Annotated in this window: 26 protein-coding genes; 16 read left to right on the top strand and 10 right to left on the bottom strand. The window is 65.6% G+C overall.

The features are described 5' to 3' along the window. Positions 1–45: 45 nt before the first annotated feature. The 4 genes from ACOGXA_RS17030 to ACOGXA_RS17045 all read right to left on the bottom strand — a co-directional run bounded on the left by ACOGXA_RS17030 (position 46) and on the right by ACOGXA_RS17045 (position 4145). A complete protein-coding gene (locus ACOGXA_RS17030) occupies positions 46–777 on the bottom strand; it encodes an ABC transporter ATP-binding protein (protein ID WP_419925041.1) in 732 nt (243 codons plus the stop codon). Positions 778–820: 43 nt separating this feature from the next. Beyond that, complete coding sequence (locus tag ACOGXA_RS17035) at positions 821–1729, bottom strand: ABC transporter ATP-binding protein (protein WP_419925042.1); 909 nt, start codon at positions 1727–1729, stop codon at positions 821–823. Further along, the gene (locus ACOGXA_RS17040) at positions 1719–2726 is read right to left on the bottom strand and encodes a branched-chain amino acid ABC transporter permease (protein WP_419925043.1); all 1008 of its coding nucleotides are present in this window, start codon (positions 2724–2726) and stop codon (positions 1719–1721) included. Before ACOGXA_RS17040 ends, ACOGXA_RS17035 begins: the two co-directional genes overlap by 11 nt. Before the next feature lie 72 nt (positions 2727–2798). Beyond that, on the bottom strand, positions 2799–4145 hold the full coding sequence (locus ACOGXA_RS17045) for an ABC transporter permease subunit (RefSeq protein ID WP_419925044.1): 1347 nt from the start codon (positions 4143–4145) through the stop codon (positions 2799–2801). A gap of 76 nt (positions 4146–4221) precedes the next feature. Here ACOGXA_RS17045 and larE point away from each other — a divergent pair, with 76 nt between their 5' ends. The 6 genes from larE (at position 4222) to ACOGXA_RS17075 (ending at position 10919) form a co-directional block, all read left to right on the top strand. Further along, positions 4222–5025, top strand: coding sequence for an ATP-dependent sacrificial sulfur transferase LarE (gene larE, locus ACOGXA_RS17050; RefSeq protein ID WP_419927006.1), 804 nt, complete (start codon positions 4222–4224; stop codon positions 5023–5025). Positions 5026–5036: 11 nt separating this feature from the next. Next, the gene (locus tag ACOGXA_RS17055) at positions 5037–5498 is read left to right on the top strand and encodes a hypothetical protein (protein WP_419925045.1); all 462 of its coding nucleotides are present in this window, start codon (positions 5037–5039) and stop codon (positions 5496–5498) included. 157 nt (positions 5499–5655) lie between these two features. Further along, the gene (locus tag ACOGXA_RS17060; protein ID WP_419925046.1) at positions 5656–6852 is read left to right on the top strand and encodes an ammonium transporter; all 1197 of its coding nucleotides are present in this window, start codon (positions 5656–5658) and stop codon (positions 6850–6852) included. A 37-nt stretch (positions 6853–6889) separates the two neighbouring features. Further along, entirely contained in the window at positions 6890–9232 is a 2343-nt protein-coding gene (locus ACOGXA_RS17065) for a [protein-PII] uridylyltransferase (protein WP_419925047.1), read from the top strand. A 25-nt stretch (positions 9233–9257) separates the two neighbouring features. Beyond that, entirely contained in the window at positions 9258–9944 is a 687-nt protein-coding gene (locus ACOGXA_RS17070) for an NUDIX hydrolase N-terminal domain-containing protein (RefSeq protein ID WP_419925048.1), read from the top strand. A gap of 123 nt (positions 9945–10067) precedes the next feature. Further along, on the top strand, positions 10068–10919 hold the full coding sequence (locus tag ACOGXA_RS17075; RefSeq protein ID WP_419925049.1) for an MT-A70 family methyltransferase: 852 nt from the start codon (positions 10068–10070) through the stop codon (positions 10917–10919). A 14-nt stretch (positions 10920–10933) separates the two neighbouring features. Here the strand turns inward: ACOGXA_RS17075 and ACOGXA_RS17080 are convergent, their stop codons facing one another. Beyond that, the gene (locus ACOGXA_RS17080) at positions 10934–11800 is read right to left on the bottom strand and encodes a BglII/BstYI family type II restriction endonuclease (protein WP_419925050.1); all 867 of its coding nucleotides are present in this window, start codon (positions 11798–11800) and stop codon (positions 10934–10936) included. 14 nt (positions 11801–11814) lie between these two features. Then, positions 11815–12699, bottom strand: coding sequence for a PAC2 family protein (locus ACOGXA_RS17085; RefSeq protein ID WP_419927007.1), 885 nt, complete (start codon positions 12697–12699; stop codon positions 11815–11817). Positions 12700–12828: 129 nt separating this feature from the next. Between ACOGXA_RS17085 and ACOGXA_RS17090 the strand changes: the two genes are divergently transcribed. After that, positions 12829–13272 carry a GNAT family N-acetyltransferase gene (locus ACOGXA_RS17090; RefSeq protein WP_419925051.1) on the top strand — a complete coding sequence of 148 codons (444 nt, stop codon included), beginning with the start codon at positions 12829–12831 and terminating at the stop codon, positions 13270–13272. A gap of 19 nt (positions 13273–13291) precedes the next feature. Here ACOGXA_RS17090 and ACOGXA_RS17095 read toward each other — a convergent pair whose 3' ends face one another. The 4 genes from ACOGXA_RS17095 to ACOGXA_RS17110 all read right to left on the bottom strand — a co-directional run bounded on the left by ACOGXA_RS17095 (position 13292) and on the right by ACOGXA_RS17110 (position 16561). Then, the gene (locus ACOGXA_RS17095) at positions 13292–14308 is read right to left on the bottom strand and encodes an ABC transporter ATP-binding protein (RefSeq protein WP_419925052.1); all 1017 of its coding nucleotides are present in this window, start codon (positions 14306–14308) and stop codon (positions 13292–13294) included. A 34-nt stretch (positions 14309–14342) separates the two neighbouring features. Beyond that, positions 14343–15413 carry an ABC transporter ATP-binding protein gene (locus ACOGXA_RS17100; RefSeq protein WP_419925053.1) on the bottom strand — a complete coding sequence of 357 codons (1071 nt, stop codon included), beginning with the start codon at positions 15411–15413 and terminating at the stop codon, positions 14343–14345. 58 nt (positions 15414–15471) lie between these two features. Next, on the bottom strand, positions 15472–16236 hold the full coding sequence (locus ACOGXA_RS17105) for an RDD family protein (RefSeq protein ID WP_419925054.1): 765 nt from the start codon (positions 16234–16236) through the stop codon (positions 15472–15474). Positions 16237–16303: 67 nt separating this feature from the next. Next, positions 16304–16561, bottom strand: coding sequence for an ArsC/Spx/MgsR family protein (locus tag ACOGXA_RS17110; protein WP_419925055.1), 258 nt, complete (start codon positions 16559–16561; stop codon positions 16304–16306). Between the two features lie 256 nt (positions 16562–16817). On the opposite strand from ACOGXA_RS17110, the gene ACOGXA_RS17115 reads away from it, so the two are divergent. From ACOGXA_RS17115 to ACOGXA_RS17155, 9 genes are all read left to right on the top strand, one after another. Then, entirely contained in the window at positions 16818–17147 is a 330-nt protein-coding gene (locus tag ACOGXA_RS17115) for a type II toxin-antitoxin system RelE/ParE family toxin (protein ID WP_419925056.1), read from the top strand. 34 nt (positions 17148–17181) lie between these two features. Beyond that, a complete protein-coding gene (locus ACOGXA_RS17120; RefSeq protein WP_419925057.1) occupies positions 17182–17469 on the top strand; it encodes a helix-turn-helix domain-containing protein in 288 nt (95 codons plus the stop codon). Positions 17470–17515: 46 nt separating this feature from the next. Beyond that, the gene (locus ACOGXA_RS17125; RefSeq protein WP_419925058.1) at positions 17516–17821 is read left to right on the top strand and encodes a PIN domain-containing protein; all 306 of its coding nucleotides are present in this window, start codon (positions 17516–17518) and stop codon (positions 17819–17821) included. A gap of 150 nt (positions 17822–17971) precedes the next feature. After that, positions 17972–19282: an ATP-binding protein gene (locus tag ACOGXA_RS17130; RefSeq protein ID WP_419925059.1), complete on the top strand. Its 1311-nt coding sequence runs from the start codon at positions 17972–17974 to the stop codon at positions 19280–19282. A gap of 167 nt (positions 19283–19449) precedes the next feature. Next, positions 19450–21177, top strand: coding sequence for an N-acyl-D-amino-acid deacylase family protein (locus ACOGXA_RS17135; RefSeq protein WP_419925060.1), 1728 nt, complete (start codon positions 19450–19452; stop codon positions 21175–21177). Between the two features lie 43 nt (positions 21178–21220). After that, positions 21221–22966: an N-acyl-D-amino-acid deacylase family protein gene (locus tag ACOGXA_RS17140; protein WP_419925061.1), complete on the top strand. Its 1746-nt coding sequence runs from the start codon at positions 21221–21223 to the stop codon at positions 22964–22966. A 13-nt stretch (positions 22967–22979) separates the two neighbouring features. Then, positions 22980–24269: an aromatic ring-hydroxylating oxygenase subunit alpha gene (locus ACOGXA_RS17145; protein ID WP_419925062.1), complete on the top strand. Its 1290-nt coding sequence runs from the start codon at positions 22980–22982 to the stop codon at positions 24267–24269. A 147-nt stretch (positions 24270–24416) separates the two neighbouring features. Continuing rightward, positions 24417–25259, top strand: a complete 843-nt coding sequence (locus tag ACOGXA_RS17150; protein ID WP_419925063.1) for a nitrilase-related carbon-nitrogen hydrolase — start codon at positions 24417–24419, stop codon at positions 25257–25259. Positions 25260–25271: 12 nt separating this feature from the next. Further along, positions 25272–26570, top strand: a complete 1299-nt coding sequence (locus ACOGXA_RS17155; protein ID WP_419925064.1) for an aspartate aminotransferase family protein — start codon at positions 25272–25274, stop codon at positions 26568–26570. Positions 26571–26578 lie beyond the last annotated feature (8 nt).

The following is a 26578-nucleotide window of genomic DNA, read 5'->3' on the forward strand; positions in this document are numbered from 1 at the left end:
CCCGGGCCAGCCGAGCCGCCCGAGCCTGATAGGGGTTGTATTGCTTCAGGCTCGGGCCAGGGTGCCGAGGTAGAGGCTGATGACTTTGGGGTCTTCGAGGAGCTGCCGGCCGGTGCCGGTATGGGCGTTGGCACCCTGGTCGAGGACATAGCCGCGGTCGCAGATCTGGAGGCAGCGGCGGGCGTTCTGCTCCACCATGATGAGCGACACGCCGTGGTCGGTGATGGCGGTGATCCGCTCGAACACCTCGTCCTGGTAGGCGGGGGACAGACCGGCAGAGGGCTCGTCCAGCAGCACCACTTGGGGGTCCATCATCAGTGCCCGGCCGATGGCCACCATCTGGCGCTCGCCCCCCGACAGCCCGTCGGCCCGCTGGCCGCTGCGCTCGGCCAGCAGCGGGAACATCTCGGCCACTGCCTCGAAGCGGGCGGCGAATCGCTTGGGGTCTTGGAACACTCCCATTTCCAGGTTCTCGCGGATCGACAGCCGGGGGAACACGTTCTCGGTCTGGGGCACATAGCCGACCCCCCGGGCCACCATCTGGTGAGGGCTAAGGCCAACGATGTTGTCGCCGCCCAGGCGGATGGCCCCGGCTCTCACGTCGACCAGGCCGAAGATGGCCTTCAGCAGGGTGGACTTGCCCGCCCCGTTGGGCCCGATAACCCCCACGATCTCGCCGGGGTGGAGCTCTAGGGAGCACCCGGTCAAGATGTCGATTCCCGGCAGGTAGCCGGCCACCACGTCTTCAGCGGTCAGCAAAGGGGCGGGCGCGGTCATGGTCTCGCCTGGGTTTCGTCCGTTTGCCGGGGAATGGCCGCGGTCATGGTCTCGCCTCCGCCCGCCGTCGGCCCAGATAGGCGTCGATTACCAACTCGTCATGGATCACCTTCCAAGGCCCGCCCTCGGCGATGACCCGGCCCTGGGCCAGCACCACCACCCAGTCGCTTATGCCCGACACCACGTCCATGTCATGCTCGATGAACACCACGCTCACCCCGTCGAGGGCCAAGGCGGTTATGTGGCCGATCAGCGACTGGGCCAACGCCGGGTTGACCCCGGCCATGGGCTCGTCCAGCATCACCAGCACCGGGTCGGCCATGAGCGCCCGGGCCATCTCCAGCAGCTTGCGCTGGCCTCCCGACAGGGTGCCGGCCAGCTCGTCGCGCATGTGGGCCAGGTTGAACCGGTCCAAGAGCTCTTCGGCCCGCTCGGTGTTGGCCCGCTCCTGATCTCCCCACAGCCATCGGAACGGCGCCGACCAGAGCCGCTCGCCGATCTGGCCCGGCGCCCCCAGCAGCATGTTCTGGAGCACCGACAGCTTGGCCAGCGATTTGGTGAGCTGGAAGGTGCGGATCATGCCCTGGCGGGCCAGCCGGTCGGGCGACGGCGATGTCACCGCCTGGCCGTTGAACTCCCAGCGGCCGCGGTCGGCCCGGTCGAAGCCGGTGAGCAGGTTGAACAGGGTGGTCTTGCCCGCGCCGTTGGGGCCGATTAGGGCGGTGACGATTCCCCGCTCGACCTCCAGGTGGTCCACATCCACCGCGGTGAGCCCGCCGAAGCTCCGCCGCAGCCCGTCCACCGTCAAGATGGGGTTGGGCTTGGCCACGCCCGGCGCCGGGTTGACGGTCAAGATGGGCTCGACCTCGGTCATGCGGCGGGCGGAATCCAAGAGCAGCGAGCGGTCTTCGGGCGCGGCCGGGCCGTCGGTCGGTGGGCGGTCAGCGGGCATCGAGTTGCATCTCCGTGCGATTGCCGGTGATCCCCTGAGGCCGGAACAGCATGAGCAGCACCAGGGCCAGGCCCACCATCGACACGCTGATGATGCCCTCGGAGCCCTCCAGGAAGTCGGCGATGGTATCGGGCAGCCAGGCCTCGGAGGTTAGCTGCCGCAGGAACGACTCGATCCACTCCCGCAGGAACCAGAACAAGATGGCCCCCAGCACCGGCCCCAGGTAGGTGGCCGCCCCGCCCAGCAGCAGTGCGGTGTAGGTGTAGAAGGTCACCTGGGGGCGGAAGCCGTTGGGGTCGGCCCCCGAGGTCTTGACGGCGTCGATGACCCCGGCCATCCCGCCGATGACCCCGCCGATCATCAGGGCCTGCATTTTGTACCAGAACACGTTCTTGCCCAGGCTGCGGGCCGCGTCCTCGTCTTCCCGGATGGACTTCAGCACGCGGCCCCACGGGCTGCGGACGATCAGGAACACGGCCAAACTGGCCAGCGCCACCAGCGTCCAGCCCACGGTGATGACCCACATCTGCTGGCCGGTGAAGGCGAACGTGCCCACTCCGTAGCGGTCTTGGGGGCCGTCGGCGTACGGGTTCAAATCGAAGAACGCCCCGGCGTCGAAGCTCACGCTGAGCGGCCCGCCGGTGAGCCCGATGGCGTCGGTGGAGCCGATGAGGATGCGGATGATCTCTGCGGCCGCGATGGTGACAATGGCGAACATCACTGCTTGGAGACGCAGGGTGGGGAAGCCCAGGGCTACCGCCAGCGCCAGCGCCAGAAAGAGGCCGACGGGGATGCCCAGCCACAGAGATCCCCCGAAGGTGGCCACCGTCACGCTGGTGCCGTATGCCCCCAGCATGATGAACCCGACTTGGCCGAAGTTCAACAGCCCGGTGAAGCCGAAGTGGACGTTCAGGCCGATGGCGGCCAAGGCCAGGATAACCGCCTCGGGTCCGAAGGCCGCTCGGGCCGCATTGCCGAAGATGATGTCGAAGTCCACTTAGCGCGTCCGTCTCATCGAAGATGCCGACACTATTGACCCGCTCGTGGCGCGAGTGGGGGCCGCGCCCATCTATCCCACCCGCTCTCGGAGTCCGAACAGTCCCTGGGGGCGCAGCAGCAACACCAGGATGAGCGCGGCCAGCGGGACCACGAATTTCAGCTCCGGTGAGATCCACAGAGTGCTGACTTCAGTGGACATGCCGATGATGAGCGACCCGGCCAGCGCGCCGTAGGCTGTGCCCAATCCGCCCAACTCCACCCCGGCGAAGATCAACAGCAGGAGTTGGAAGCCCAGGAACGGGTCGATATCGGCGTCGAGGCCCTGGAACACGCCCCCCAGCCCGGCCAGGGCCGCGCCCAGCACCCACACGACGAGCACTACCCGGTTCACGTTGATGCCCGAAACCGCGGCCAAGTCGGCGTTGTCGGCCACCGCCCGGGTGGCCTTGCCGAACCGGGTCCGCTGGAGCATCAGCCCCACCGCCATGAGCGCGGCGATGATGACCGCGATGGTGGTCAGTTCGCGGGGGGTGACCGCCCAGGGGCCGAACTCCCACCGCTCCTGCACCTGGAAATCGCGGTAGGGGAGGGGCTCGGCCCCGAAGAAGAGCTGGATGAGCTGCCGGCCCAAGAGCGAGAGTCCGATGGTGATCACCACCAATTGGAAGATGCCCAGCCGCCGGGCCCGAAGCGGTCGGAACAGGCCCGACTCCAGCCCTGCGCCCAGCATCCCGCACACGAACACGGTCAAAACTGCGGCGGCGGCCAGGTTCAGCCCTCCCCAAGAGCTGTTGAAGTACCAGGCGATCACCGCGCCGAACGTGACCAGCTCGCCATGGGCGAAGTTGACCAGCCCGGTGGTGCCGTAGATGAGAGACAGCCCGATGGCGCTCATGGCGATGATGAGCCCGAACTTGAAGCCGTTGAACACCGTTTGGGCCACCCTCTCGCTGAACGGCGTCCCCTTGGGGGCCTCGCCCACCGCGAACACCACCGCCCGAGCCTTGCCCGCATCCACCACCGCCTCCACGGTGGCCTCCTGGCCCTCTCGCAGACCGATTCCCTCAGGCAGCGAGCCGGTGTCCATGCTCACCTGATAGGCCCCGGGGCCGGGCACAACCACGCTCCACCGGCCGTCGGCGCCGGTGACCGCCTGTCCGACAGCGACGCCCGAGGAGTCGGCCACCTTGATGACGACACCCTCGAAGAACTGGTCGAACCCGAACCGGATGGTGCCGTTGAGCTCGGTTCGATCGGGCTCGGCGCCGTCTTGGGCCAGCCCGGGCGCGGCGAGCAGCAGCACCGCGCCGAGTGCGAGCACCGTGAGGGCTATACCCCTCCGCACCGGGAACACACGGCGGCCCTTTCGGGAGTGGTCGAAGAGCGCGAAGCCCGCAAGCGCTGTACTCCTCCGCATCCCCCGTGAGCGTAGTTCTCCTTTATCGGCGTTGGGGGCGTATCGGCTGAGGGGCCACAATGGGGGTGTGGGCGACATGGGGCGACTGCGGGGTGATCTGGCCGACAAGGGCCGGGTGGTGGTGGCCTTCAGCGGAGGGGCCGACTCGTCGCTGCTGGCCTGGGTGGCCAATGACGTGTTGGGCGACCATGCTGTCGCGGCCACCGCGGTGTCACCGTCGCTGGCCGACGCTGAGCACCGGGACTGCGCCGTGCTGGCCGCCGAGTGGGGTCTGCGCTGGATGGAGGTGTTCACCGAGGAGATGGGCCTGGCCGCCTACCGGGCCAACGACGGCGACCGGTGCTATTGGTGCAAGGATGCCCTGATGGACGCCTTGGCGCCGCTGGCCGCCTCGCGCTCCGCGGTGGTTGCCCTGGGCGTGAACACCGATGATCTGGGCGACCATCGGCCCGGCCAGCGGGCTGCCGCCGAGCGGGGAGCGGTGTTCCCCCTCCTCGACGCCGGATTTGCCAAATCCGACATTCGGGAGTGGTCCCAGCGTTTGGGGCTGCGCACCTGGGACAAGCCGGCCGCCCCCTGCCTGGCCTCCCGGATCCCCTACGGCACGCCGGTAACCCTGGGGGCGCTGGCCTCGGTGGGCGACGCCGAAGCCGCCCTCCGGCGCTTGGGCTTCGACGAATTGAGGGTGCGCCACTACGGCGACCTGGCTCGTATCGAGGTTCCCGAGGCGCAGCTAGCCGAAGTGGTGGTCCAGCGGGCCGCGGTGGTCGAAGCAGTGCGCCAAGCCGGCTATCGCTACGCCACGCTCGATTTGGAGGGCCTCCGCTCCGGCAATCTGAACACCGCCCTGGGTCTCGGCCCGCCAGCGCCGAGCTCTTGACTGCCGCCGAGATGGCCGACGACAAGCTGCGCGCCGCCGAACAGCAGCTTGTCGAATGCGCCCAGGTGCTGGCTCAGGGCATTGGGAAGGCTCTGCCCCAATGGGTGGTTTCGGCGGTGGAGAGCCGGCTGCCGGAGTTGGATTCCGAGGTCCGGCAGGCCGCTGTGGCCGCCGGAGAGGCTGCTGCGGCCGAAGTCGGCGCTGAGGTGGCCCGGCTGCTGGCCGCCGATATCGATGAGCTGCCGGAGAATCCCCTAGCCGTCTTGCGCAGGGCGGTGCGCTACCCCACCGAGGTGCTGTTTGCAGCCGGCGCGGCCCCGGTGGAGAGGGACGATTACGCCATAGAGCGATTCCCCAACGACGTCTACGACCTGACCCCGGCCTCGTTTGCCGACATCCACCCCGATCTGCAAACCCCCGGCCTCACCTGGGGAGCAGCCAAGGCTTTCGTGTACCGTCGCCGGCATCTGTGACCGGATAAGCGCGGTTCGAAGCCGGAGCGGCTCAACTGCTGGCGGGGCTGGTGTGGATCGACCCACCGGATAAGCGCGGTTCGGAGCCGGAGCGGCTCAACCTGGCATACTGGCGGTGCCAACAGGCGGAATAGTCGTCAAGTCAACGGGAGTAGTGATGGACGCCAATACCGCATGGGTACTCGTATCTGCTGCGCTGGTCATGTTCATGGTTCCGGGCCTGGCCCTGTTCTACGGGGGCATGGTCGGCACGAAGAACGTGCTCAACATGATGAACATGAACCTGTACTGCCTGGGAATCGTCCCGCTGCTGTGGGCGGTGGCCGGTTTCGGCTTCGCCTCTGGGGATTGGAGTTTCCCGCTGTTCGGAGACTTCGACGCCGCCTGGCTCAACGGTGTTGACGACATGGAGGCCAAGCGGGAATTCGTCTTCGGCATGACCTTTGCGGCCATCACCCCTGCGCTCATCTCAGGAGCGGTGGCCGGCCGGATGAAGTTCTCCGCGTGGGCCGTCTTCGTGCCTGTGTGGTCGTTCTTGGTGTATTCGCCGGTGGTTTACTGGATCTACGGCGGCGAAGGCTGGATTGCCCAACTGCCGGCCCATGACTTCGCCGGGGGCACCGCCATCCACATCAATGCCGGGGCCGCGGCCTTGGCCTTGGTCATGATCCTCGGCCCCCGCAAGGGCTGGCCCCGCGATGTCGACTTCCCCCACAGCCTTCCGCTGGTGCTGCTGGGCGCCGGCATCTTGTGGTTCGGCTGGTTCGGCTTCAACGCCGGCTCTGCGCTGGCCTCCGACATCACGGCCGCCCACGCCTTTTTGACCACCTTCTTGGCCGCGGCGGCCGGCTTGTGCTCGTGGATACTCTCTGAGACCATCAAAGACGGCAAACCCACCGCATTGGGCATGGCCTCGGGAATCGTGGCTGCTCTGGTGGCCATCACCCCCGCCGCCGGTTTCGTGGGGGCGATGACATCCATCCTGATCGGCGCGCTTGCCGGCGTGGTGTGCTTTTTGGCCATTGGGCTCAAGCTGCGCTACAAGTACGACGACAGCCTCGACGTGGTGGGCATCCACATGGTTGGCGGCATCGTCGGCGGGGTGCTGATCGGGTTCTTCGCCGACTCCGGGGCGATCGAAGGCGCAGACTTCATCAACGGCGTCATCTTCGGCGGCGGCGAGTTGCTGTTGAACCAGATCGTCTCCATCTTGGCTGTAATGGCTTACAGCTTCGCGGCCACGCTGGCCATCGCCTGGGTGCTCAACCGCACCATGGGGATCCGGGCCTCGGTCGAAGACGAGAACGTCGGCCTCGACCAATCGCTCCACGCCGAAACTGCTTACAACAACTGATCCGGCTGGTCGCCCCACCTACTAGCCTCAGCGGGCAGTGGCGATAGGCGAGGCGAAAACGAGCACATTGGGCCGAGAAGAGCTGCTGGCTGATCGCGCTATGGCGGGAACAGTTCTGTGCCGGGCCCTGGCTCGGCGTGTCGATGAGTGGCTTCACGGAGTCTTCTCCTCCGAGGTCGCCGATGCTGACGGCATCGCTCTGGTGGCAGTGGGCGGATACGGCCGAGCCGAGCTTTGCCCCTATAGCGATATCGACCTGGTGCTTTTGCACCGCGACCGTCCCGACATCGGCGACATCGCCCCTCGGTTGTGGTATCCGATCTGGGACGAGGGTCTCAAGCTGGGCCACTCAGTGCGGACACCCCGGGAGACCCGGGACTTGGCCAAGACCGACCTGGACACCGCCACATCGCTCCTCGACGCCCGCCACATTGCCGGCGACGCCGACCTGACCGGCGACCTCACCGCCGACAACGTCAATCAGTGGCGGCGCAACACCCGCCGATGGCTTCCCATGCTGGCCGAGCGAGTGGCCGGTCGCCACCGGCGCAGCGGCGAGGTGGCGTTCAAATTGGAGCCCGACCTCAAGCAGGGCCGGGGAGGGCTGCGGGACATCCATGCGCTGGGCTGGGCGGAAGCCGCGGCCATCACCGCCGATGAGACCGACAGCCACCGGCTGCGCGCCGACTACGAGGTGGTCTTGGCCGCCCGGGTGGAGTTGCACCGCACCACCGGCCGCCCTGGTGATCAGCTTCTGCTCCAGGAACAGGATGGCGTGGCCGCCGCCCTGGGCTACGGCGATGCCGACGAGATGATGGCCGCCATCGCCACCTCGGCCCGGTCGATCGCCTGGCGCAGCGACGAGACGTGGGCCCGGCTGAGGGATTCCGAGTTCCCCGGCGAGCGGCGGCGGAGGCTGCGCCGCCGGACCAGCCGCCACGACACCGCCCTGGACGCTGGCGTGCTGGCCCACGAGGGCCGGGCGGTGCTGGCCGACGGCGCCGACTCCGCCGACCCCTGTACCGCGTTGCGCCTGGCTCGGGCGGCCGCGTCCCGCGGATTGCGCATGGACCGCGACAGCCTGGAGCATCTTCGGGAGCAGATGGCCCCCATGCCCGAGGTGTGGCCCGACGAGGCCCGCAAGATGTTTGTGGGCTTGTTGATGACCGGTGCCGCCGCGCCGCCGGTGATCGAGGCGTTGGACCAAATGGACCTGTTTGTTCGCATCCTGCCCGAGTGGGAACCCAATCGCAGCCGCCCTCAGCGCAACGCCTACCACCAATTCACCGTGGACCGGCACCTGTGCGAGGCCGCGGCCTTGGCGGCTGATCTGGTCGATAGGGTGGACCGCCCCGACCTGCTGGTGCTGGGGGCCCTGCTCCACGACATAGGCAAGGGCTATCCCGGCGACCACACCGAGGTGGGAATGGTGCTGGTGGCCGACATCGCCCACCGCATGGGTTATCCGCCCACCGACGTGGACGTGCTGGTGGCCATGGTGGAGCACCACCTGCTGTTGCCCGATGTGGCCACCCGGCGCGACCTGGAAGACCCCGACACCATTGCCGAGGTATCCCGCCTTGCTCGCACGGTTGAAACCCTGCGTCTGCTGGGTGCGCTGACCGAGGCCGATTCGGTGGCCACCGGCCCCTCGGCGTGGAGCAAGTGGAAGGCCAGCCTGGTGCGAGAGCTGATCGCCCGCTGTGCTCACGTTATGGAGGGCGGCGACATCGACGAGATCACGTCGAGGTTTCCCACCCCCGAGCAGCGGGGCATGATGGAGGCCGGCGAGCGCCTGGTGCTGGGCGAAGGCGACACCCTGGTGGTTATCGCCCCCGACCAGCACGGCATGTTCTCCCGAGTGGCCGGAGCGCTGGCGCTGAGCGGGCTCCGGGTGCTTCTGGCCGCGGCCCACTCCGAGTATGGGATGGCGCTGGAGCGGTTCCATGTGGAGAGCACCTTGGGCCTGGAGATCGACTGGCCCCAGGTCACGGCCCACGTGGAGCAGGCCCTGGCCGGAAGGCTGGCCATCGAGGCCCGCTTGGCCGAGCGGATCAGCGCTTACGAGGTCGAGCCCGACTTCACCCCCCGGCCGGTGATCGCTCCCAAGGTGACGGTTGACAACGAATCCTCTTCCACTGCCACCATCATCGAGTTGGCCGCTCAGGCCCGCATCGGCCTGCTGAGCCGGGTCACCAGTGCGATGTCGCAGCTTGGGCTGGACATTCTCAGCGCCAAGGTGCAAGACCTCGGCGGCGATGTGGTCCATGCCTATTACGTGCGCGACGGCGAGGGCCACAAGGTGACCGATCAAGACCACATCCACGAGATCAATCTGGCCCTCCAGCACGCCATCGATTCTTGCTCCACCCGGGTATAAGGGTGATTGGGGCCACCAAGCGGTTATGACTGACGAAGGCCGGGCCGTAATAGGGGAAGGCGACCTGCGGCGTTGGTCGGAGGCCCTGGCCGGAATCGCCCGCACTGGGTTGGCCTTCACCGACAACCAGTACGAGCAGGAACGGTTCGAGGAGGTGCTGCATGTGGCCGCCGACATGGCCGCCACGCTGAGCGCCGGGTGGACGCCCGACAATTTCGTGGCCGAGTGGATGAAGTCGGTGGGTGACGGCGTCCCCGGCTACGTCACCCCAAAAGTGGCGGTGGGCGCGGTGGTGGGCAACGACGACGGCGAGATCCTCCTGGTGCAGCGGGCCGACTCCGGGGTTTGGCTGTACCCCACCGGCTGGGCCGATGTGGGGTATTCCCCCTCAGAGGTGGTGGTCAAGGAAGTCTTGGAGGAGACCGGCATCGAATGCGAGGTCGAGCGGCCCATCGCAATCCACGACGGCCTGCGCCGGGGCTTCACCACCGTGCCCATGTACTCGATGGTGTTCCTGTGCCGGGCCATGGGCGGCGTTCTGGCCCCTCATCCCCTGGAGTGCCGCGACGCGGGCTTCTTCGGCCCCGACAACCTGCCCGACGGCATCCACGGCAGCGACTGGTGGCTGTCCCACTCCTTCGCCGCCATCCGCGGCGACCCCATAGAGTTCCTCTTCGACCCTCCCCGCACCCCACCCTGGCGCAACTGCTAAAGCCCTTCGCTGCTCCAGCCGAATTGTCACAGGTCCTGGATAGGGTGCTGCTTCTCGTCGGCGCGAGGAGGCGACCCGCAAATACCCATGGAGGCGTAACACAGGTGTTACGGTTGGATTCGGATGGAGTCGAAGTTGTTGTTGAAGGAATTGGACGAGGTTCGTCGGAGGGCTGGACTGTCCAAAACGGAGTTGGCTCGGCTGGCAGGGACGCAGCCGGCGGCAGTGCGGCGGTTGTTCTCGGGGAACGGCCACAATCCTCAGATGTCTACTGTGGCTGCCCTGGCTGAAGTTCTCGGGCATGAGATTCGCGTCGTGCCGAAGTCGAGGGAGGAGTTGGCGGCTGCTGCCGGGCGGGCAACGGGAACTGTGTCGGCCGCGGATGAGCTACGAAGAGTGGAGGGAGGGCCCTTTTCGACGATACTGGCCGACCCGCCGTGGCGGTTCATGAATCGCACTGGGAAGGTGGCCCCCGAGCATCGCCGGCTATCCCGATACGACACGATGACGACGGCGGACATTCGGGCGCTGCCAATCTCAGAGGTCGTGACTGACAACGCCCACCTCTATCTGTGGGTGCCCAATGCGCTGATCTCCGACGGCCTCCAGGTCTTGGAGTCGTGGGGGTTTACCTACAAGTCGAACATCGTCTGGGCGAAGAGGCGCAAGGACGGCGGGCCGGACGGACGAGGTGTGGGCTTTTATTTCCGCAACGTGACTGAGCTGATTTTGTTCGGGGTGCGAGGAAGCATGAGGACATTGCCCCCTGGCCGACGGCAGGTGAACATGATCGAAACACGCAAGCGCGAGCACTCCCGCAAGCCGGATGAGCAGTACGACATAATCGAAGACTGCTCTCCAGGGCCGTATCTTGAGCTGTTTGCCCGGTATTCGAGGTCAGACTGGGTGTCTTGGGGTCTTGAGGCCGATGAGGAGGTCACTCCGCGAGGCCACCTCTACCCTGCGTACAGCTGAACGAACGCTTTTGGTTATCGGTCAGCGAGTGGCGGCATTTGTGCGTAGGCGTCATTCCGGAACTTGTCGTAGAGGGGCTTTGCGTCACTCCATTTCTCGTATGAATCGCGCCAATTTGCCTTGAGCTCTTCTGCTTCGTCAAGCATGTCTCGAACTTTGTAGGCCAGTTCGATGCCTTCGACCCTCTCGGGGCGGATCCCAATGAGCAGGAGCGGACATTCACCTCCGCCGCCCAGGTTGACTCTCGGTACCAGCTTGTCCCAGTGAGTGGTGGACGATCCGTACTTGAATCCGTGGTCCTTACTTCGTATCACTCCGGAGATGAGGTTCTGAAGATCGGCGCTTCGAGTGACGATCACTCCTACAGCGATCGCTCCCTCGTGGTGCAGCGCTTGGAAGTTGATGAGGTCTCGGTCGAAGAATGGGTCTTTGTTGTTCCATTCCATCTCAACAGCTATTCCGGGTAGCGGTTGGTCTAAGGAACCGAGGCCGAACATGTCGATCTCGTGGCCCCTGACTTTGGAAACGGGGGTCACATTCCCCTCAAACCCGAGGCCCTTCTCAATGGTTATGTTCTGCTTCCCCCAGACGGCCTGCCCTCCTTCTTGCTGATCTGCCAAGGACTGGTCGAACCGTGCGACGAATACGGTTCTGCCGCCGCCTCCTGACCGAAGTTCGTCAAGAGTCGGTTCGAATTGCTCCAGTGCGTTGGTCAAGTCATGAAACCGGTTTGGGAACGCTTCTTTGAGGATGACGTCGGCGTATCGGGTTGCTTTGTAGTCGTACCCGTTGGGGAGGCCGCTGAGAGTGATGTCCCGGACTTGACCGGCGAGATCTACGATGTCTTCTGCTTCGGGAACTGCATTATCGGTTTGTTCCACGGCGGAGATGGTAGTCAGCTGCGCTGGTTGCGGAGGAACTGCTCGATTTGGTCGACGAACTCGCCGGGGTCGGTGGAGCGCATCTCCTCTATCTCGCCGTTCTCGGCGGCTTCCTGGTCGTAGGCGCTCTCCAGTTGTGTGATGTACTCCGAGGTCTCATCGGCCTGTTCGGCGAGTTCGGACACGTGGCGTTCGTAGCCTTCGGCCATTTCCTCGAGCTCTGAGGTGTCGGGGGAGATGTCCAGCAGGGTTCCCAGCCTCCTCACCAGGGCGAGGGAGGCCTTGGGTGACGGGATTTCCGAGGCGTAACCCGGTACCGCGGCCCACAACGAGGCAGTTTGCAGCCCGGCAATGGCGCAGGCGTTGTGGAGCACTCCCACGATGCCGGTGGGACCCTCGTAGCTGGAGGGGGTTAGCCCCAGTTGGGCGGCCATCTCCGAGTCGTCGCTGCTGCCATAGATCGGGGTGGGCCGGGTGTGGGGCACATCGGCCAACAGCGCCCCCAATGTGACCACCAGCGGGCTGTCGAGCCGCTGGGCCATGTTCACGATCTGTTGGGTGAAGGTCCGCCACTTGAGCTGGGGCTCGGTGCCCACCAACAGGGCCAATTCGGCCTCGGTGCCGTCGGGCGTCTCGGCGGCGGTGACGGTGGCCGCGATCAGGTCGTTGCTGGGCCAGATCAGTGATCGGGCGCCGTCGTCCTCCAGGCGAAGCCGGGGGCGGGTGTCGGCGAAGTCGTAGAACGGCTCGGGATCCAGCGTGGCCACCTCAGTGGTCTCCCAGCGGCTGGCCAGCCAGGCCAGCGCCCCAGAGGCGGCATCGCCGGCGTCGTTCCACCCGGTGAAGGCGGTCACCAAGGCCGGGCGCTCGCGGGGGGACTCGTCCACCCAGGTGATCATCGTCACCTGGGTGGCCCCTCGAATGATCTGGGCAAGTCCAAGAGGCAAGCAGCCGCTGAGTACGAGGTCACCCGCCCAACCTATCGCCCCGTGCGGGGGAACCTCATCTCGCGCCGGTAGTCTCGCTCCATGGCGGTAGAGATCACCGAGGCCACTGCGGCCACCGCGGAGCTGGTGGATGCATTTGAGCGCCTCACCCCCCAGCTCTCATCTTCCAACCCGCCGCCCTCGGCCGATGCCCTGGAAGCCATCGCCACCTCTGGTGCCACCCGGCTGCTGATCGCCCGAGCCGACGGTGCCATCGTCGGCAGCCTCACCCTGGTGCTGGTGCGCATCCCCACCGGGCTGCGGGCCGTCATCGAGGACGTGGTGGTGGACGAGCAGGTTCGAGGCCAAGGTGTTGGCCGGGCCCTCAACGAGGCTGCGCTGGGATTGGCCCGCGACGCTGGTGCGGCAACTGTGGACTTGACCTCCCGCCCGTCAAGGGAGGCAGCCAACCGCCTCTACCTACGCCTCGGCTTCATGGTCCGCGACACCAACGTCTACCGCTACTCGCTGCGAGGCGGCGAGTAGCGGGCTAGGCGACAACGGGCTAGGCGCCGTTGCCGTTGACGCTGACGGGGACCTCGTTGGGGAAGTGGCAGGCCACGTAGTGGTCGGGGGCGATCTCCCGGAGCACGGGCTCCTCTTCTGAGCAGAGATCCTGAACCTTCTCGCACCGGGTGCGGAACCGGCAGCCCGACGGGGGGTTGATGGGCGATGGCAGCTCGCCGGTGATCTGGCGGTCGGACACCGGATGGTCGGGGTCGGGCTCTGGAATGGAGGCCAAGAGCACGTCGGTGTAGGGGTGGGCGGGATGGGCGTAGAGGGCATCGGGTCCGGCCACCTCGCAAACCTTGCCCAGATACATCACCACCACCCGGTCGGAGACATTCTTGACCACGGCCAGGTCGTGGGCGATGAACACCAGGGTGAGCCCGTAGCGCTCTTTCATCTCCTCCAGCAGATTCAGGATCTGGGCCTGCACCGACACGTCCAGCGCCGATACCGGCTCGTCGCAGATGATGACCTTGGGGTCGAGCACCAGGGCCCGAGCGATGCAGATGCGCTGGCACTGTCCCCCGGAGAACTGATGGGGCCGGCGGTCGGACACCACCTCGGGGTCGAGCCCCACCGCGTCGAGCACCTCGTTCACTTTCTGGGCCGACTGTTCCCCGGTGTCGTTGTGCCAGATAGACAGGCCTTCGGCCACGATGTCCTTCACCTTGCGCCGAGGGTTCAGCGACGAGATGGGGTCTTGGAAGATCATCTGCATCCGGGTGCGGGTGCGGCGCAGATCCTCCTTGGACAGCTCGGTCATCTCCACGCCGTCGAAGCGCACCGATCCCGCCGTGGGCGAGGGCAACTGCATCATGGCCCGGCCGGTGGTGGACTTGCCACAGCCCGACTCGCCCACCAAGCCCAGGGTCTCCCCTTCGAGGATGTCGAAGCTGATTCCCGAAACGGCGTGTACCACTGCTCGCCGCCCGGCGGGAAACTCCATCACCAAGTCATCGACGGAAATCAGGGCCTCTTCGCCCCTCATGTGGGCCTTGCCTGTACCTGCCATTAGGTGAGTCCTCCTCGGATTTGCGGTTGCCGGACTAGGAGACCGCAGCGGCGGTCAGGTCGAGTCCGGCGGCGGTGATCCCGGTTGCCTGGTTGGCGGCCAGTGCCTCGGCGTTCTCCGTCGATCCCACCGGGTAGAAGCAAGCTTGGCGGTGCCCGGCCTGACCGGTGTCGAACAGGTCGGGCTCATCGGTCAGGCACTGCTGTTGGGCGTAGCGGCACCGGGGGGCGAACCGGCATCCCACCAGATCGAGCACCATGTCGGGCGGCCGGCCGCTGATGGCGTCCAGCCGGGTGTGGCTCTGATGCTCCACTCGGGGGATCGACTTGAACAGCGCCTCGGTGTAGGGGTGGTTCATGTGGTGGAAAAGCGTGGTGGTGTCGGCGGTCTCCACCATCTTGCCGGCGTACATCACCCCGATGCGCCGGGCTCGGCCGGCCACCACGCCGAGGTCGTGGGTGATGAGGATCATGGCCATGCCCAACTCCTCTTGGAGCGATGCCAAAAGGTCGAGGATCTGCTTTTGCACGGTCACGTCCAGCGCGGTGGTGGGTTCATCGGCGATCAGCAGCTTGGGGTTGCAGGCCAGCGCGATGGCGATGGTGACCCGCTGGCGCATACCGCCCGAAAGCTGGTGGGGGTACTCCTTGAGCCTCTTGCGGGGCTCGGGGATGCCCACCTGCACCATTAGCTCTAGGGCTCGGTCCATGGCCTCCTGCTTGGATGCCCCGAGGTGGTAGCGGATCGACTCGGTGATCTGGACACCCACCTTCTTGACCGGGTTCAACGAGGTCATCGGGTCTTGGAAGATCATGGCCATCTGGGTGCCCCAGAAGTGCTTGGCCTCGCTCCGGTTCAGGTTACGGGTGTCCTTGCCGTCGAAGAACACCTCGGAGCCGTCGGGGATGATGGCGTTGCTGGTCAAGATGTTCATGATCGAGCGCACCAGCACCGACTTGCCCGAACCCGACTCGCCCACGATCCCGACGGTCTCGCCCTTGTCAAGTGTGAAGCTCACCCCGTCGACCGCCTTCAAGATCCCTCTCGGCGTATCGAAATAGGTTCGGAGGTTCTCCACCTCCAAGAGCGGACGCTCAGCTGCCACGGCCTTCCCCCCGTCGTCTATGGACTGTTCTCAATGTGGCCGACATGGTACGCGAATCTCAATCCGTCTGGGAAGCCTGCGACGGTTCACGGCTCTGAGGGCGCCGATTGCCGCGCCGCCCACCCAAGTCTCCCATGCCGCCGAAGAGCCCGGTTATCCCGTACTTGCGCCTGATCTGGGCCCGTACCGACATCGGCGCCCCGAATTCGTCCAGCACTTCCTCGAGCTCCCCGTCGGGGTCTTCCTTGTCGCGGTCGTAGGCGATGACCGTGGTTCCGGCCAGCCAGTCAGACACCGTGCGGCGCCGCCGGTCGGCGGGGACGGTCAAATAGGTTGCCGCGTTGGCGATCAGCCCGCCCAGCGCCACTGGTGGCAAAATCCACGACGCCCCACCCGCCAGCCAGCGGGCCGCGCACCGGCCGAGACTGAGGTGGCTGCCGTCTTTGGTGCGCACCGCTCGGAGGTCTAGCAGGTCCATGGCCGGCGTCTGGCCCTCGTTCCAGCGCAGGAACACCATCGTGTACACCAAGTGGAAGAAGATGTAGGCCAACACCGCAGCCGTGGCCCGCCCCCAGGGGTCGGGTTGCCACCGGGTGGACACGTCGTCCATGAACCACAGCAGCTGGATGATGGTGAGCATCCACTGGATGAAGAAAACGGTCACCGCGTCAATGATCCGGGCCAGCACCCGCCGCCACACCGCGGCCACGGGAAACTGCTTGCCGTCGGGTCCGGCCACAATGGTCGCGCCCTCGGGAAACTCCTCGGGGCCCAGCGGGGTCTTTCGCGGTTTTGAGCGTCTCCTTGAATGCCTCCGCGCCATTTCGTCGGTTGCTTTGGCTTTGGCATAGAGGCCGTCTGCTAAGGGCGACCCTCTCACGGCGTCGACCTCATAGCAGCTCTTCAACCAGCTCGGAGGGGCGGGCAATCACGGCCCGATCACCGCGGACCACAACGGGGCGCTGCATCAGCCTGGGATGCTCCATCAGCAGGTCGATCACCGCGTCGGCACTCTGGTAGTCGCCGATATCGAGCCCGAGCTCCTTGAAGTGGCCGTCTACCCGAACCAGCTCGGCCGGCTCGCCCGGCAGCAACTCCAAGAACCGCTCCAAGTCGTCCCGCCCCAGCGGATTCTTGAGGTATTGCACAACGTCGAACTCGACGCCCCGCGACTCGAGAATCTCGAGCGCGCCCCGAGACTTGCCTCAACCAGGGTTGTGATAAACCAAAATCTCAGCCATCCCCCGACGTTACCCCAGCGGTGATTGCCGCGGAGGCTCGAAGGGAACCTCACATTTGGTGCCGGGAAACAATCGGAAATCCAGTTAAGATGGTGGTCTTCCCCCCTTTCGAGGTACGAACTGGAGAACCATCGTGCCCGCTGCTCCCTGGGGGGAAGTGGAAATGCAGCCAGAGGTGCGAGTCTGGTACCTCACCCTGGACGAAGGCTCGCGTAGCAAGGTGGACTTCTACATTGAGCTGTTGAAGCAAGACGGTCCGTTGCTGGGCGAGCCCTATACCCGACAGCTTGACGGTAAGCTGCGGGAACTGCGGTTCAGGCTGCATGGGCGGCCGACTCGGCTCACCTACTGGATTGCTCCCGAACGCCGGATTGTCTTACTCACAGCGTTTGCGAAGACTCAGCAGCGGGAGCGGAGGCAGGTTGAGCGGGCCCGGCGGGCGATGCAGCAGAGTATGGCGGAGCAACGAGAACGGGAGGCAAGAGATGAGTGAGAATGCTCTTTGGGCAGATGAGAACAGTGAACCGATGTCAGAGGTTGCTCGGCAGGCATACGAGGACGAGGCCCTAGTGGCCACGTTCCGGGGGCTGGTGTATCGGGTGCGAACGGAAGCAGGGCTGAGCCAGCGCCAGCTGGCCACGAAGATGGGCATTGCCAAGTCAGCAGTAGAAGAGATGGAAGATGGCGGCACCCAGCCGACACCGGAGCTTGTCGCGAACCTGGGTGCCGCAGTGGGCCAGAAGCTGGACTGGGACGTGACGTTCGGCCCAAGTCGCCTGCTGGATCCACTTAACCTGCTGGGTCCGTCGAGCTAGCCATCTGAGATGACTTCCTGGCGGCCTTGACGCGAACATTACACAGTTGCATGTGAGCGCAGTGTCGATCTGGGAGATGCGGCTCAAGCACAACGCCCGCCATCCTTCGGGTACGCGCAAGAGCCGTTTCTTCCCCGAAGATGTGATCGCCGCGCTTGAGGATCAGGAGGTGACGTTTCTGCCCATGACGATGCTCCATGCCGCACGAGTGCTGGAGAGGCCGCTCAACCACGAGGACCCATTCGACGAGTTGCTGCTTGTCCAAGCCCAGGAGGAAGGCCTCAAGCTGCTTACCGCGGACAAGCAACTCGTCAGCCACCCCCTCGCAGTGGCTGCCCCCGAACTCGAATAGAGCCAGCGCTGCAACCCTGAGCCCGGGTGGAGCGCCCAAAAGAGACAATCGCCCATCTGTAATGCGGACATCAAATGCCTAATGTGGACACTTAGTGTGTAATGCGGACACTTAATGCGGAAACAAGGCAGGAACACTTACGATGGATATGTGGACGAATCCGACACCAGCCCTCTCCCAAACCCATTCACCCCTGATTTCGGACGCAGACCGGCCCTTTTGGTTGGCAGGCAGCCGCTGTTGGAGGACATAGGCAATTCGTTGTCGCTAGGACCGGAAGACCAGGGGTTCACGAGGCTTTTGCTGGGCCAGCGCGGGTCGGGCAAGACGACCACCCTGGCTGAGATCAGGGAGGCAGCCGCTTACAGCGGGATGCTGGTACTCGATGTGGACGCCGCTACCCATGGGATGTTGGAGCGCATCTCGTCGTGCATTGCCGATGCCCGGGAGCGGCACGAGACGACTGTTCTCTCGACGGCAGGTCCAACGCGGCGGCACCGATGGCTGTCCGGGGTGACGCTAGGACCCGTCGGAGTCAAGTGGGAGGAGATGCCAGAGCCGCTCCCCCGGTGGAGTCTCGGGTACCACCTGGAAACTCTGAGCTCGTGGGCTGCTAGCCAGGGGTCGGCAGTGCTGCTCACTGTTGACGAGATGCACGCCGGCGATAGGGACGAATTGCGGCGGTTGGCCTCCGATGTCCAGAGCATCGCCAAGGTCAAGGGCCTCCCGTTGGCTTTTGTGGGTGCTGGCCTTCCAGAGATGGCCCACACGGTATTGGAGGATAAGAAGATGACCTTCTTCCACCGGTGCTTCAGAGACCGGATGCCGGCCATCGCCTATGACGATGCCTGGCGTTGTCTCCGGCTGACGGTTGAGGAGTCCGGCGGGGTTGTCCACGAGGATGCTTTGAGGCTGATGGCGTCGGCAGCCGCCGATGGACTGCCCTACAAGCTCCAGAGCATCGGCCACCATGCCTGGGAGCTGTCGGGGTCCCCAGATCGGCCCGTCGACCGTCGGGCGGCGGCGATGGCAGTGGATCTAGCGGATGAGGACATGACCGAGAAGGTCGTCATTCCGATGTGGCACGACCTGGGGGAGACCGACCTGTCATATCTGAAAGCCCTGTCAGAGTACGGCGGCGAGGCGTCCCCACGAGAAGTTGCCCAACGACTGCTCGAGACACCGAGCAGGACCTTGGCGCGCTCCGAGCGGAGGCTCGCCGCCGCAGGCCATCTGGTCCGCACCGAGCAGGGGACTGTCAAACTAACCGGCCCCCTCACCGCAGAGGCCATCCAGACCATCGCAGCCACCGAGTCCGAGTACGACATATCCGGCGCCGACCCCACCCCCCGCCCATCCACCCGCGCCATGCCCGATCGCTGCAACGCCCCCATGCCCCGAGCCAAAGCAAAGTGCGTCCTATCCCGCGGCCATAATGGCGGCCACAGGTCGAGAACGTAGCCTCAGGCCACAAGGAGGTTCGTCCTCATAGGCATGGTGTGATACTCACCTGGCCAAAAAAATTTGGGGAACTCTTCGATTGAAGTTCGGCACTCCACCCATTCGAGCGGGCCATTGCTGTCGGGGCGGCTCGGCGGTGGGAGTACCCCACCATCTACCATGGCGTCATGCACGATCTGGTGATCAAGGGCGGTTTGATTGTGGACGGCACGGGGGGTGAGCCGTTTACGGGGGATGTGGCCATCGACGGAGGCCGGATCGCCGGGGTGTATCCCGGCGGCAACTCCGACTTGGAGGGCGAAGAGGTGATCGACGCCGCTGGGCTGGTGGTGACTCCCGGTTTTGTGGATTGCCACACCCACTACGACGGGCAGGTCACTTGGGATCCGATCCTGGAGCCGTCGGCCCACCACGGGGTGACCACGGTCATGATGGGCAACTGCGGGGTGGGATTCGCCCCGGTGCGCCCGGGCAAAGAGGAATGGCTCATCCAGCTCATGGAGGGAGTGGAGGACATTCCCGGCGCCGCCCTGTCGGAGGGGATCACCTGGGAGTGGGAGACCTTCCCCGAGTACCTCGACGCCCTGGAGCGCAAGCCCCTGTCGCTTGATATCGGCTGCCAGGTGCCCCACGGTGCGGTGCGGGCCTACGTGATGGGGGAGCGAGGGGCCAAGAACGAGCCGGCCACTCCCGAAGACATCACCCAGATGCGCGACATCGTGGCCGATGCCCTGCGGGCTGGTGCCTTCGGTTTCTCCACTTCGCGCACCATTGCCCACATGGCCATCGACGGAGAGCCCGTGCCCGGCACTTTCGCCGCGGAGGACGAGCTGTTCGGCATCGGCGAGGCCCTGGTTGAGGTGGGCCACGGACTCTACGAGCTGGCCCCCACCGGCGTGATCGGCGAGGACTTGGCCGCTCCGGCCAAGGAGGTCGACTGGATGCGCCGCCTGTCGGCTGCCACCGGTCGTCCGGTCACCTTCGCCTTGGTGCAGATCGACGCTGCCCCCGAGATGTGGCGGGAGATCATGGACCTGTCGGCCGACGCCGTGGCCGAGGGCGCCCAGCTCCACCCCCAGGTGGCGCCCCGGTGCAACGGCATCTTGATCGGGCTTCAGACCAACCACGCCTTCAGCAGCCGGCCCAGCTTCGCCGAGATCGCCGAGCTGCCCCTAGAAGAGCTGGTGGCAGAGCTGCGCCGGCCTGAGCGCAAGGCGGCGATCCTGTCGGAGGAGAGCTCGTTCACCAACCAGTTCGCCGAGTACATGGGCACCCAGCTCCACCGGATCTACGTGCTGGGCGACCCGCCCGACTACGAGCCCGGCCCCGAGCGGTCGGTGGCCGCCATCGCCCAAGCCCAGGGGCGCGACACCGAAGACCTGCTGTACGACTTGCTGTTGGAGGACGACGGCCGGGCGCTGCTGCTGTTCCCGTTCCTCAACTACAGCGACGGAAACGCCGACGCGGTGCGGGAGATGTTCCTGCACCCCTCGGGTGTGTCGGGACTGTCGGACGGCGGGGCCCACTGCGGCGCCATCTGCGACGCCTCCATGCCCACCTGGCTGCTCACGTTCTGGGCCCGCGACCGCCAGAGGGGCGAGAAGCTCCCCCTGGAGTATGTGGTGCGAAAGCAGGCCCGCGACACCGCCCGTCTGTACGGCCTCACCGACCGGGGCACGCTGGAGGCGGGCATGAAGGCCGACATCAACATCATCGACCATGAGCGGCTCACGCTGCACCCCCCTAAGCTGGTGGCCGACCTCCCCGCCGGCGGCCGGCGATTCGACCAGAAGGCCACCGGGTATGTGGCCACGCTGGTCAGTGGGGTGGTGACCCGCCGCAACGGCACCGACACCGGGGCCCGCCCCGGCAAGCTGCTCCGAGCCGGGGCCTAGGAAACAACGGAAACCGCAATCAGAGAAACAGAGAGGTAAGGCCATGTTGGATCTGGTCATCGCCAATGGCACCATCGTGGACGGCACCGGCGCCGACCGGTTCATCGGCCACATCGGCATCAAAGACGACAAGGTGGCGGTGGTGGACCGCAGCGGCGGCCCCACCCCCGAGGCGGCCAAGACCATCGACGCCACCGGGCTGCTGGTAACTCCCGGGTTCGTGGACTGCCACACCCACTACGACGGGCAGGTCACTTGGGACGACAAGCTCCAGCCCTCGTCCAACCACGGGGTGACCACTGTGGTGATGGGCAACTGCGGGGTGGGGTTCGCCCCGGTACAGCCCGGCCAGGAGGACTGGCTCATCCAGCTCATGGAAGGCGTGGAGGACATCCCCGGAGCGGCCCTGTCTGAGGGCATCTCGTGGGGGTGGGAGAGCTTCCCCGAGTACCTCGATGTGGTGGGGCAGCGCGAACTGTCGATCGACGTCGCCGCCCAGGTGGCCCACGGCGCGGTGCGGGGCTACGTCATGGGCGACCGCGGGGCCCGCAACGAGCCGGCCATTTCCCAAGACATTGAAGCGATGTACGCCATCGTGCGCGAGGCCATCGAGGCCGGTGCCCTGGGGGTGTCCACCTCCCGCACGCTGGGCCACCGGGCCATTGACGGCGAGCCGGTACCGGGCACTTTTGCCGCCGAGGACGAGCTGTTCGGTTTGGGCCGGGCGCTGGCCGATGCCGGTTCCGGGGTGTTCGAGCTGGCCCCCGCGGGAGCGGCTGGCCTGGATCTGGTGGCCCCGCCCAAGGAGATGGACTGGATGCGCCGGCTGTCGGCCCACTTCGACGTGCCGGTGTCGTTTGCTCTGTTGCAAATCGAGGCCGCTCCCGATCTGTGGCGGGAGATGATGGACGAGTCGCTTCGGGCGGTTGACGACGGCGCCCGGGTGTACCCCCAGATCGCCGGTCGCCCGTTCGGGATGCTCATCGGTTTGCAGACCAACCATGCGTTCGCCAAGCGGCCCACCTTCGCGTCGCTGGCCCACCTGCCCTTCGATGAGCTGGTGGCCGAGCTCCGCAAGCCCGCGGTCCGGGCTGCCATCCTGGGCGAGGACAACCTTCCCCCCGACCCGACAGTGCTGTTCGACCAGATGCCGGCCATGGTGGCGTCGATGATCCACAAGCTGTACGTGATCGGCGATCCCCCCGACTACGAGCCCACCGGTGACCGCACGGTGACGGCCATGGCCGAGGCCCGGGGAGTGGACCCGTTTGAGATGCTCTACGACCTCAGCCTGGAAGAAGACGGCCACTCGCTGATGATGCTGCCCATGTTCAACTACGCAGACGAGAACCACGACGTCATCCGGGAGCAGTTGCTGCATCCCGCCGGGGTATCGGGGTTGTCGGACGGCGGGGCCCACTGCGGCATGATCTGCGACGCATCCATCCCCACGTTCATGATCACCCACTGGACCAGGGACCGCAGCCGAGGCGAGCAGCTCCCCCTGGAGTGGGTGGTGAAGAAGCAGACCTATGACACTGCCTCTTTGTATGGCCTGGGCGACCGGGGCACCCTGGAGGTGGGCAAGCGGGCCGACATGAACGTGATCGATCACCAAGCGCTCACCCTGCGCTCTCCCCGAGTGGTCCACGATCTGCCCGCCGGAGGCCGCCGCCTCGACCAGCAGGCTGACGGCTATGTGGCCACTGTCGTGGCCGGCGAGGTGACCCGTAGCAACGGGACCGACACCGGGGCGCGGCCCGGTCGGTTGGTGCGCGGCACCCGGTAGGCGCAGCCCGGCCATGGCCTTCGACCTCGACCACTATCGGCTTCGCCCGGGGAACGGTGACGGAACCCCGGCCCGGTTGCCCAAGGGCCGCTATTTGAGCGAAGAGTATGCCGAGCTGGAGCGCCAGCAACTGTGGCCGGCCACCTGGCAGCTGGCCTGTTTGACCAGCGACGTGGCCGAGCCGGGCGACTGGTTCGAGTACCGCATGGGCGACCAGAGCTATCTGGTGGTGCGGGGCCACGACGGCGAGCTTCGGGCATTCCACAACGCCTGTCGCCATCGGGGGTTCCAGTTGTGCGAGGGCAAGGGCAATGCCGAAGAACTGCGCTGCGGTTTCCACGACTGGTGCTACGGCTTGGACGGCTCGCTGAAGGAGATCGTGTATCGCAAGCACTTCGGCACAGTGGCCAACGAGAACCTGTCGCTAGCCCCAGTGCGGCTGGGCACCTGGAATCAGATGGTGTTCATCAACCCATCGTTTGACGGTCCCGACTTGGAAGAGTTCCTGCAACCGATGACCGACACGCTGGCCCCGTTCAAGCTGGGGGAGCGAACGCTGACGGCGTGCTGGACCATTCCGCTGGCCGGCAACTGGAAGACCACGGTGGATGCCTTCAACGAGGCCTACCACTTGGAAGGTCTGCACCCCGGCCTGCGAGGGTTCATGGATGCGCTCAACACCACCTACGAGCTGTGGGACCGGGGGCATTCAATGATGAAGATCCCCCTGGGCATCGGCTCCCCCCGGTTCCCGGAGGCCGACCAACACCAGGTGGCCCGAGCATTTGTGGAGAACTACAGCACCATGCTGGGACTCCAGCCCGGCGACGAGGTCGACTTGGCCGGCGGGAGCGCCCGCAACTGGGCAGTGGGACTGGTGAGGGACAGGGCTGTGGCCGAAGGCGTGGACTTCAGCCACTACACCGACGAGCAGATCCTCGACGACTACCACTATCTGGTGTTCCCCAACGTGGTGCTGAACGTACACAGCGACATGTTCACCATCTTCCGGGCCCGCCCCGGCGACCACGCCGGGCACTCGCACTTCGACTTCTGGCTGTTCCACCGGCTAGGCGACCGAGCGGGCTCAGGCCCGCCTCCCGAGATGATCCACTTCCCCGAGGGGACGGTTATCGCCGAGGTGGTCAACCAAGACCTCGACGGCATCGGGAGGGTGCAGGCCGGTATGGCCTCCAACGGCATCGAAGAGCTGGTGCTGGGCGACTTCGACTGCCGACTCGTCAACATGCATGCCGAGCTCGACCGGGTTCTGGCGGCGGCCGACAAGGGTTCGCGCCACTAGGAACCCCACCTGTACTCCCAGGTTGAGAAAGAGCCTCTGGCGGAGGGGGGTTTGGATCGGCAATACTCGGAGGTTTATTCCTAAAGTCAGCGCAATCGAGTATTTGACCCTCGATTGCGCCGCACGAATGAGCTTGGGAGACGCCCCATGTCCGATGTCGTCAGGGCCGCAATCGTGCAAGCCGCGTGGACCGGAGACCAGGAGTCCATGGTTGAACAGCACGAGAAATACGTGGCGGAGGCCGCCGCGGCCGGAACCCAGGTGATGTGCTTTCAAGAGCTCTTCAACGGCCCCTATTTCTGCCAGGTGCAAGAGCCCGAGTACTACAGCTACGCCGAGGCCATCCCCGACGGCCCCACCACCAAGCGGTTCCAGGAGATCGCCGCCCAGCACGGGATGGTGTTGGTGCTGCCGATGTACGAGGAGGAGCAGCCGGGAATCCTCTACAACACTGCGGCGGTCATCGACGCCGACGGAACCTATCTGGGCAAGTACCGCAAGACCCACATCCCCCAGGTGAGGGGCTTTTGGGAGAAGTTCTACTTCCGCCCCGGCAACCTCGGCTATCCGGTGTTCGACACCGCTGTGGGCCGGGTCGGGGTTTACATCTGCTACGACCGCCACTTCCCCGAGGGTTGGCGGGCCCTCGGCCTGAACGGCGCCCAAGTGGTGTTCAACCCCTCGGCCACCAGCCGGGGCCTGTCGGGGTATCTGTGGAAGCTGGAGCAGACGGCCTCGGCGGCCGCCAACATGTATTTCGTCGGTGCCATCAACCGGGTTGGCGTGGAGCCGCTGGGCGACAACGACTTCTACGGCACGTCGTACTTCGCCAACCCGCGAGGCCAGTTCGTCGAGGATCCGGCTTCGGACCAAGAAGAAGAGCTGGTGATCCGCGACCTCGATTTGACCCTGGTCGATGAGGTCCGGGCCCAGTGGGCCTTCTACCGCGATCGCCGTCCCGACATGTACGGGCCACTCACCGAGGCATAAGCCGACCCCATCGTGACCACCAACGCCGATTTGCACCAGCGCTACCAGGCGGTTCTTCCCTCTTACGTAAAACCGCTCTACGCCGAGCCCATCAGCATCGAGCGCGGCCAGGGGAGCTATGTGTGGGACGTCGAGGGCAACCGGTATCTCGACTTCTTCGGCGGTGTGCTCACCACCATGGTGGGGCACAACAACCCCGCGGTCACCGCAGCCATCCAGGAGCAGGCCGCCAGGGTGCTTCACACTTCCACGCTCTATCTCTGCGAACCGATGATCGAGCTGGCCGAGGAGATCGCGGCCATCAGCGGCATCCCCGACGCCCGAGTGTTCTTCACCACCTCGGGTTCTGAGGCCAACGACACCGCCATCTTGTTGGCCACCAGCTACCGCAAGTCGAACGAGGTGCTGGCCATGCGCAACAGCTACCACGGCCGCTCCTTCACGGCGCAGGCCATCACCTCGCACTCGTCGTGGTCGTCCACCGCGCTGTCGGGTCTTTCGGTGAGCTTCGTCCACGGGGCGTATCGACTGCGCAGTCCATTCCGGCATTTGGACGACGACGAGTTCACCGAGGCCTGCACCGACGACCTCCGACAGGTGATCGACATGATGACCACCGGAGAGGCGGCCTGCCTCATAGCCGAGCCCATTCAGGGAGTCGGCGGGTTCGCCACGCCCCCGGACGGTTTCTTCGGGTCGATGCACAAGGTGCTGGCCAACCGGGGAATCCTGTTCGTGACCGACGAGGTGCAAACCGGCTGGGGGCGCACCGGCGAGCACTTCTGGGGCTATCAGGCCCACGACATCGTGCCAGACATGCTCACCTTCGCCAAAGGGGTGGGAAACGGGATCACGCTGGCGGGCATCGTGGCCCGAGCCGAGATCATGGACACCATCACCGCCCTGAGCTTCTCGACGTTCGGCGGGAACCCGCTGTCGACCGCCGCGGGGCTGGCCACGCTGAGATACGTGCAAAACAACGATCTCCAGGGCAATGCCATGCGCATGGGCCAACGGCTGGCCGACGCGTTGCAGCCGGTGGTCGATCGCACGCCGTGGATCGTCGAGTTGCGGGGCAAGGGTCTGATGCAGGCGATTGAGATCGTGGAGCCGGGCACCATTCAACCCGACGCCGCCCGAGCCGGCGAACTGCTCGAGGGATGCAAGCGGCGGGGGCTTTTGGTGGGCAAGGGGGGCTTATACGGCAACGCCCTTCGGATCACCCCGATGCTCGATGTGACCGAGGCTGAGATCGACGAAGGGATCGCCGCCATTCTCGAGACCATCGAAGAAATCGACAGGGAGGCTTAGCGCTGTGA

Origin of the sequence: Candidatus Poriferisocius sp., assembly GCF_965208475.1 — a bacterium.
Taxonomy (GTDB): Bacteria; Actinomycetota; Acidimicrobiia; order Acidimicrobiales; family Bin134; genus Poriferisocius.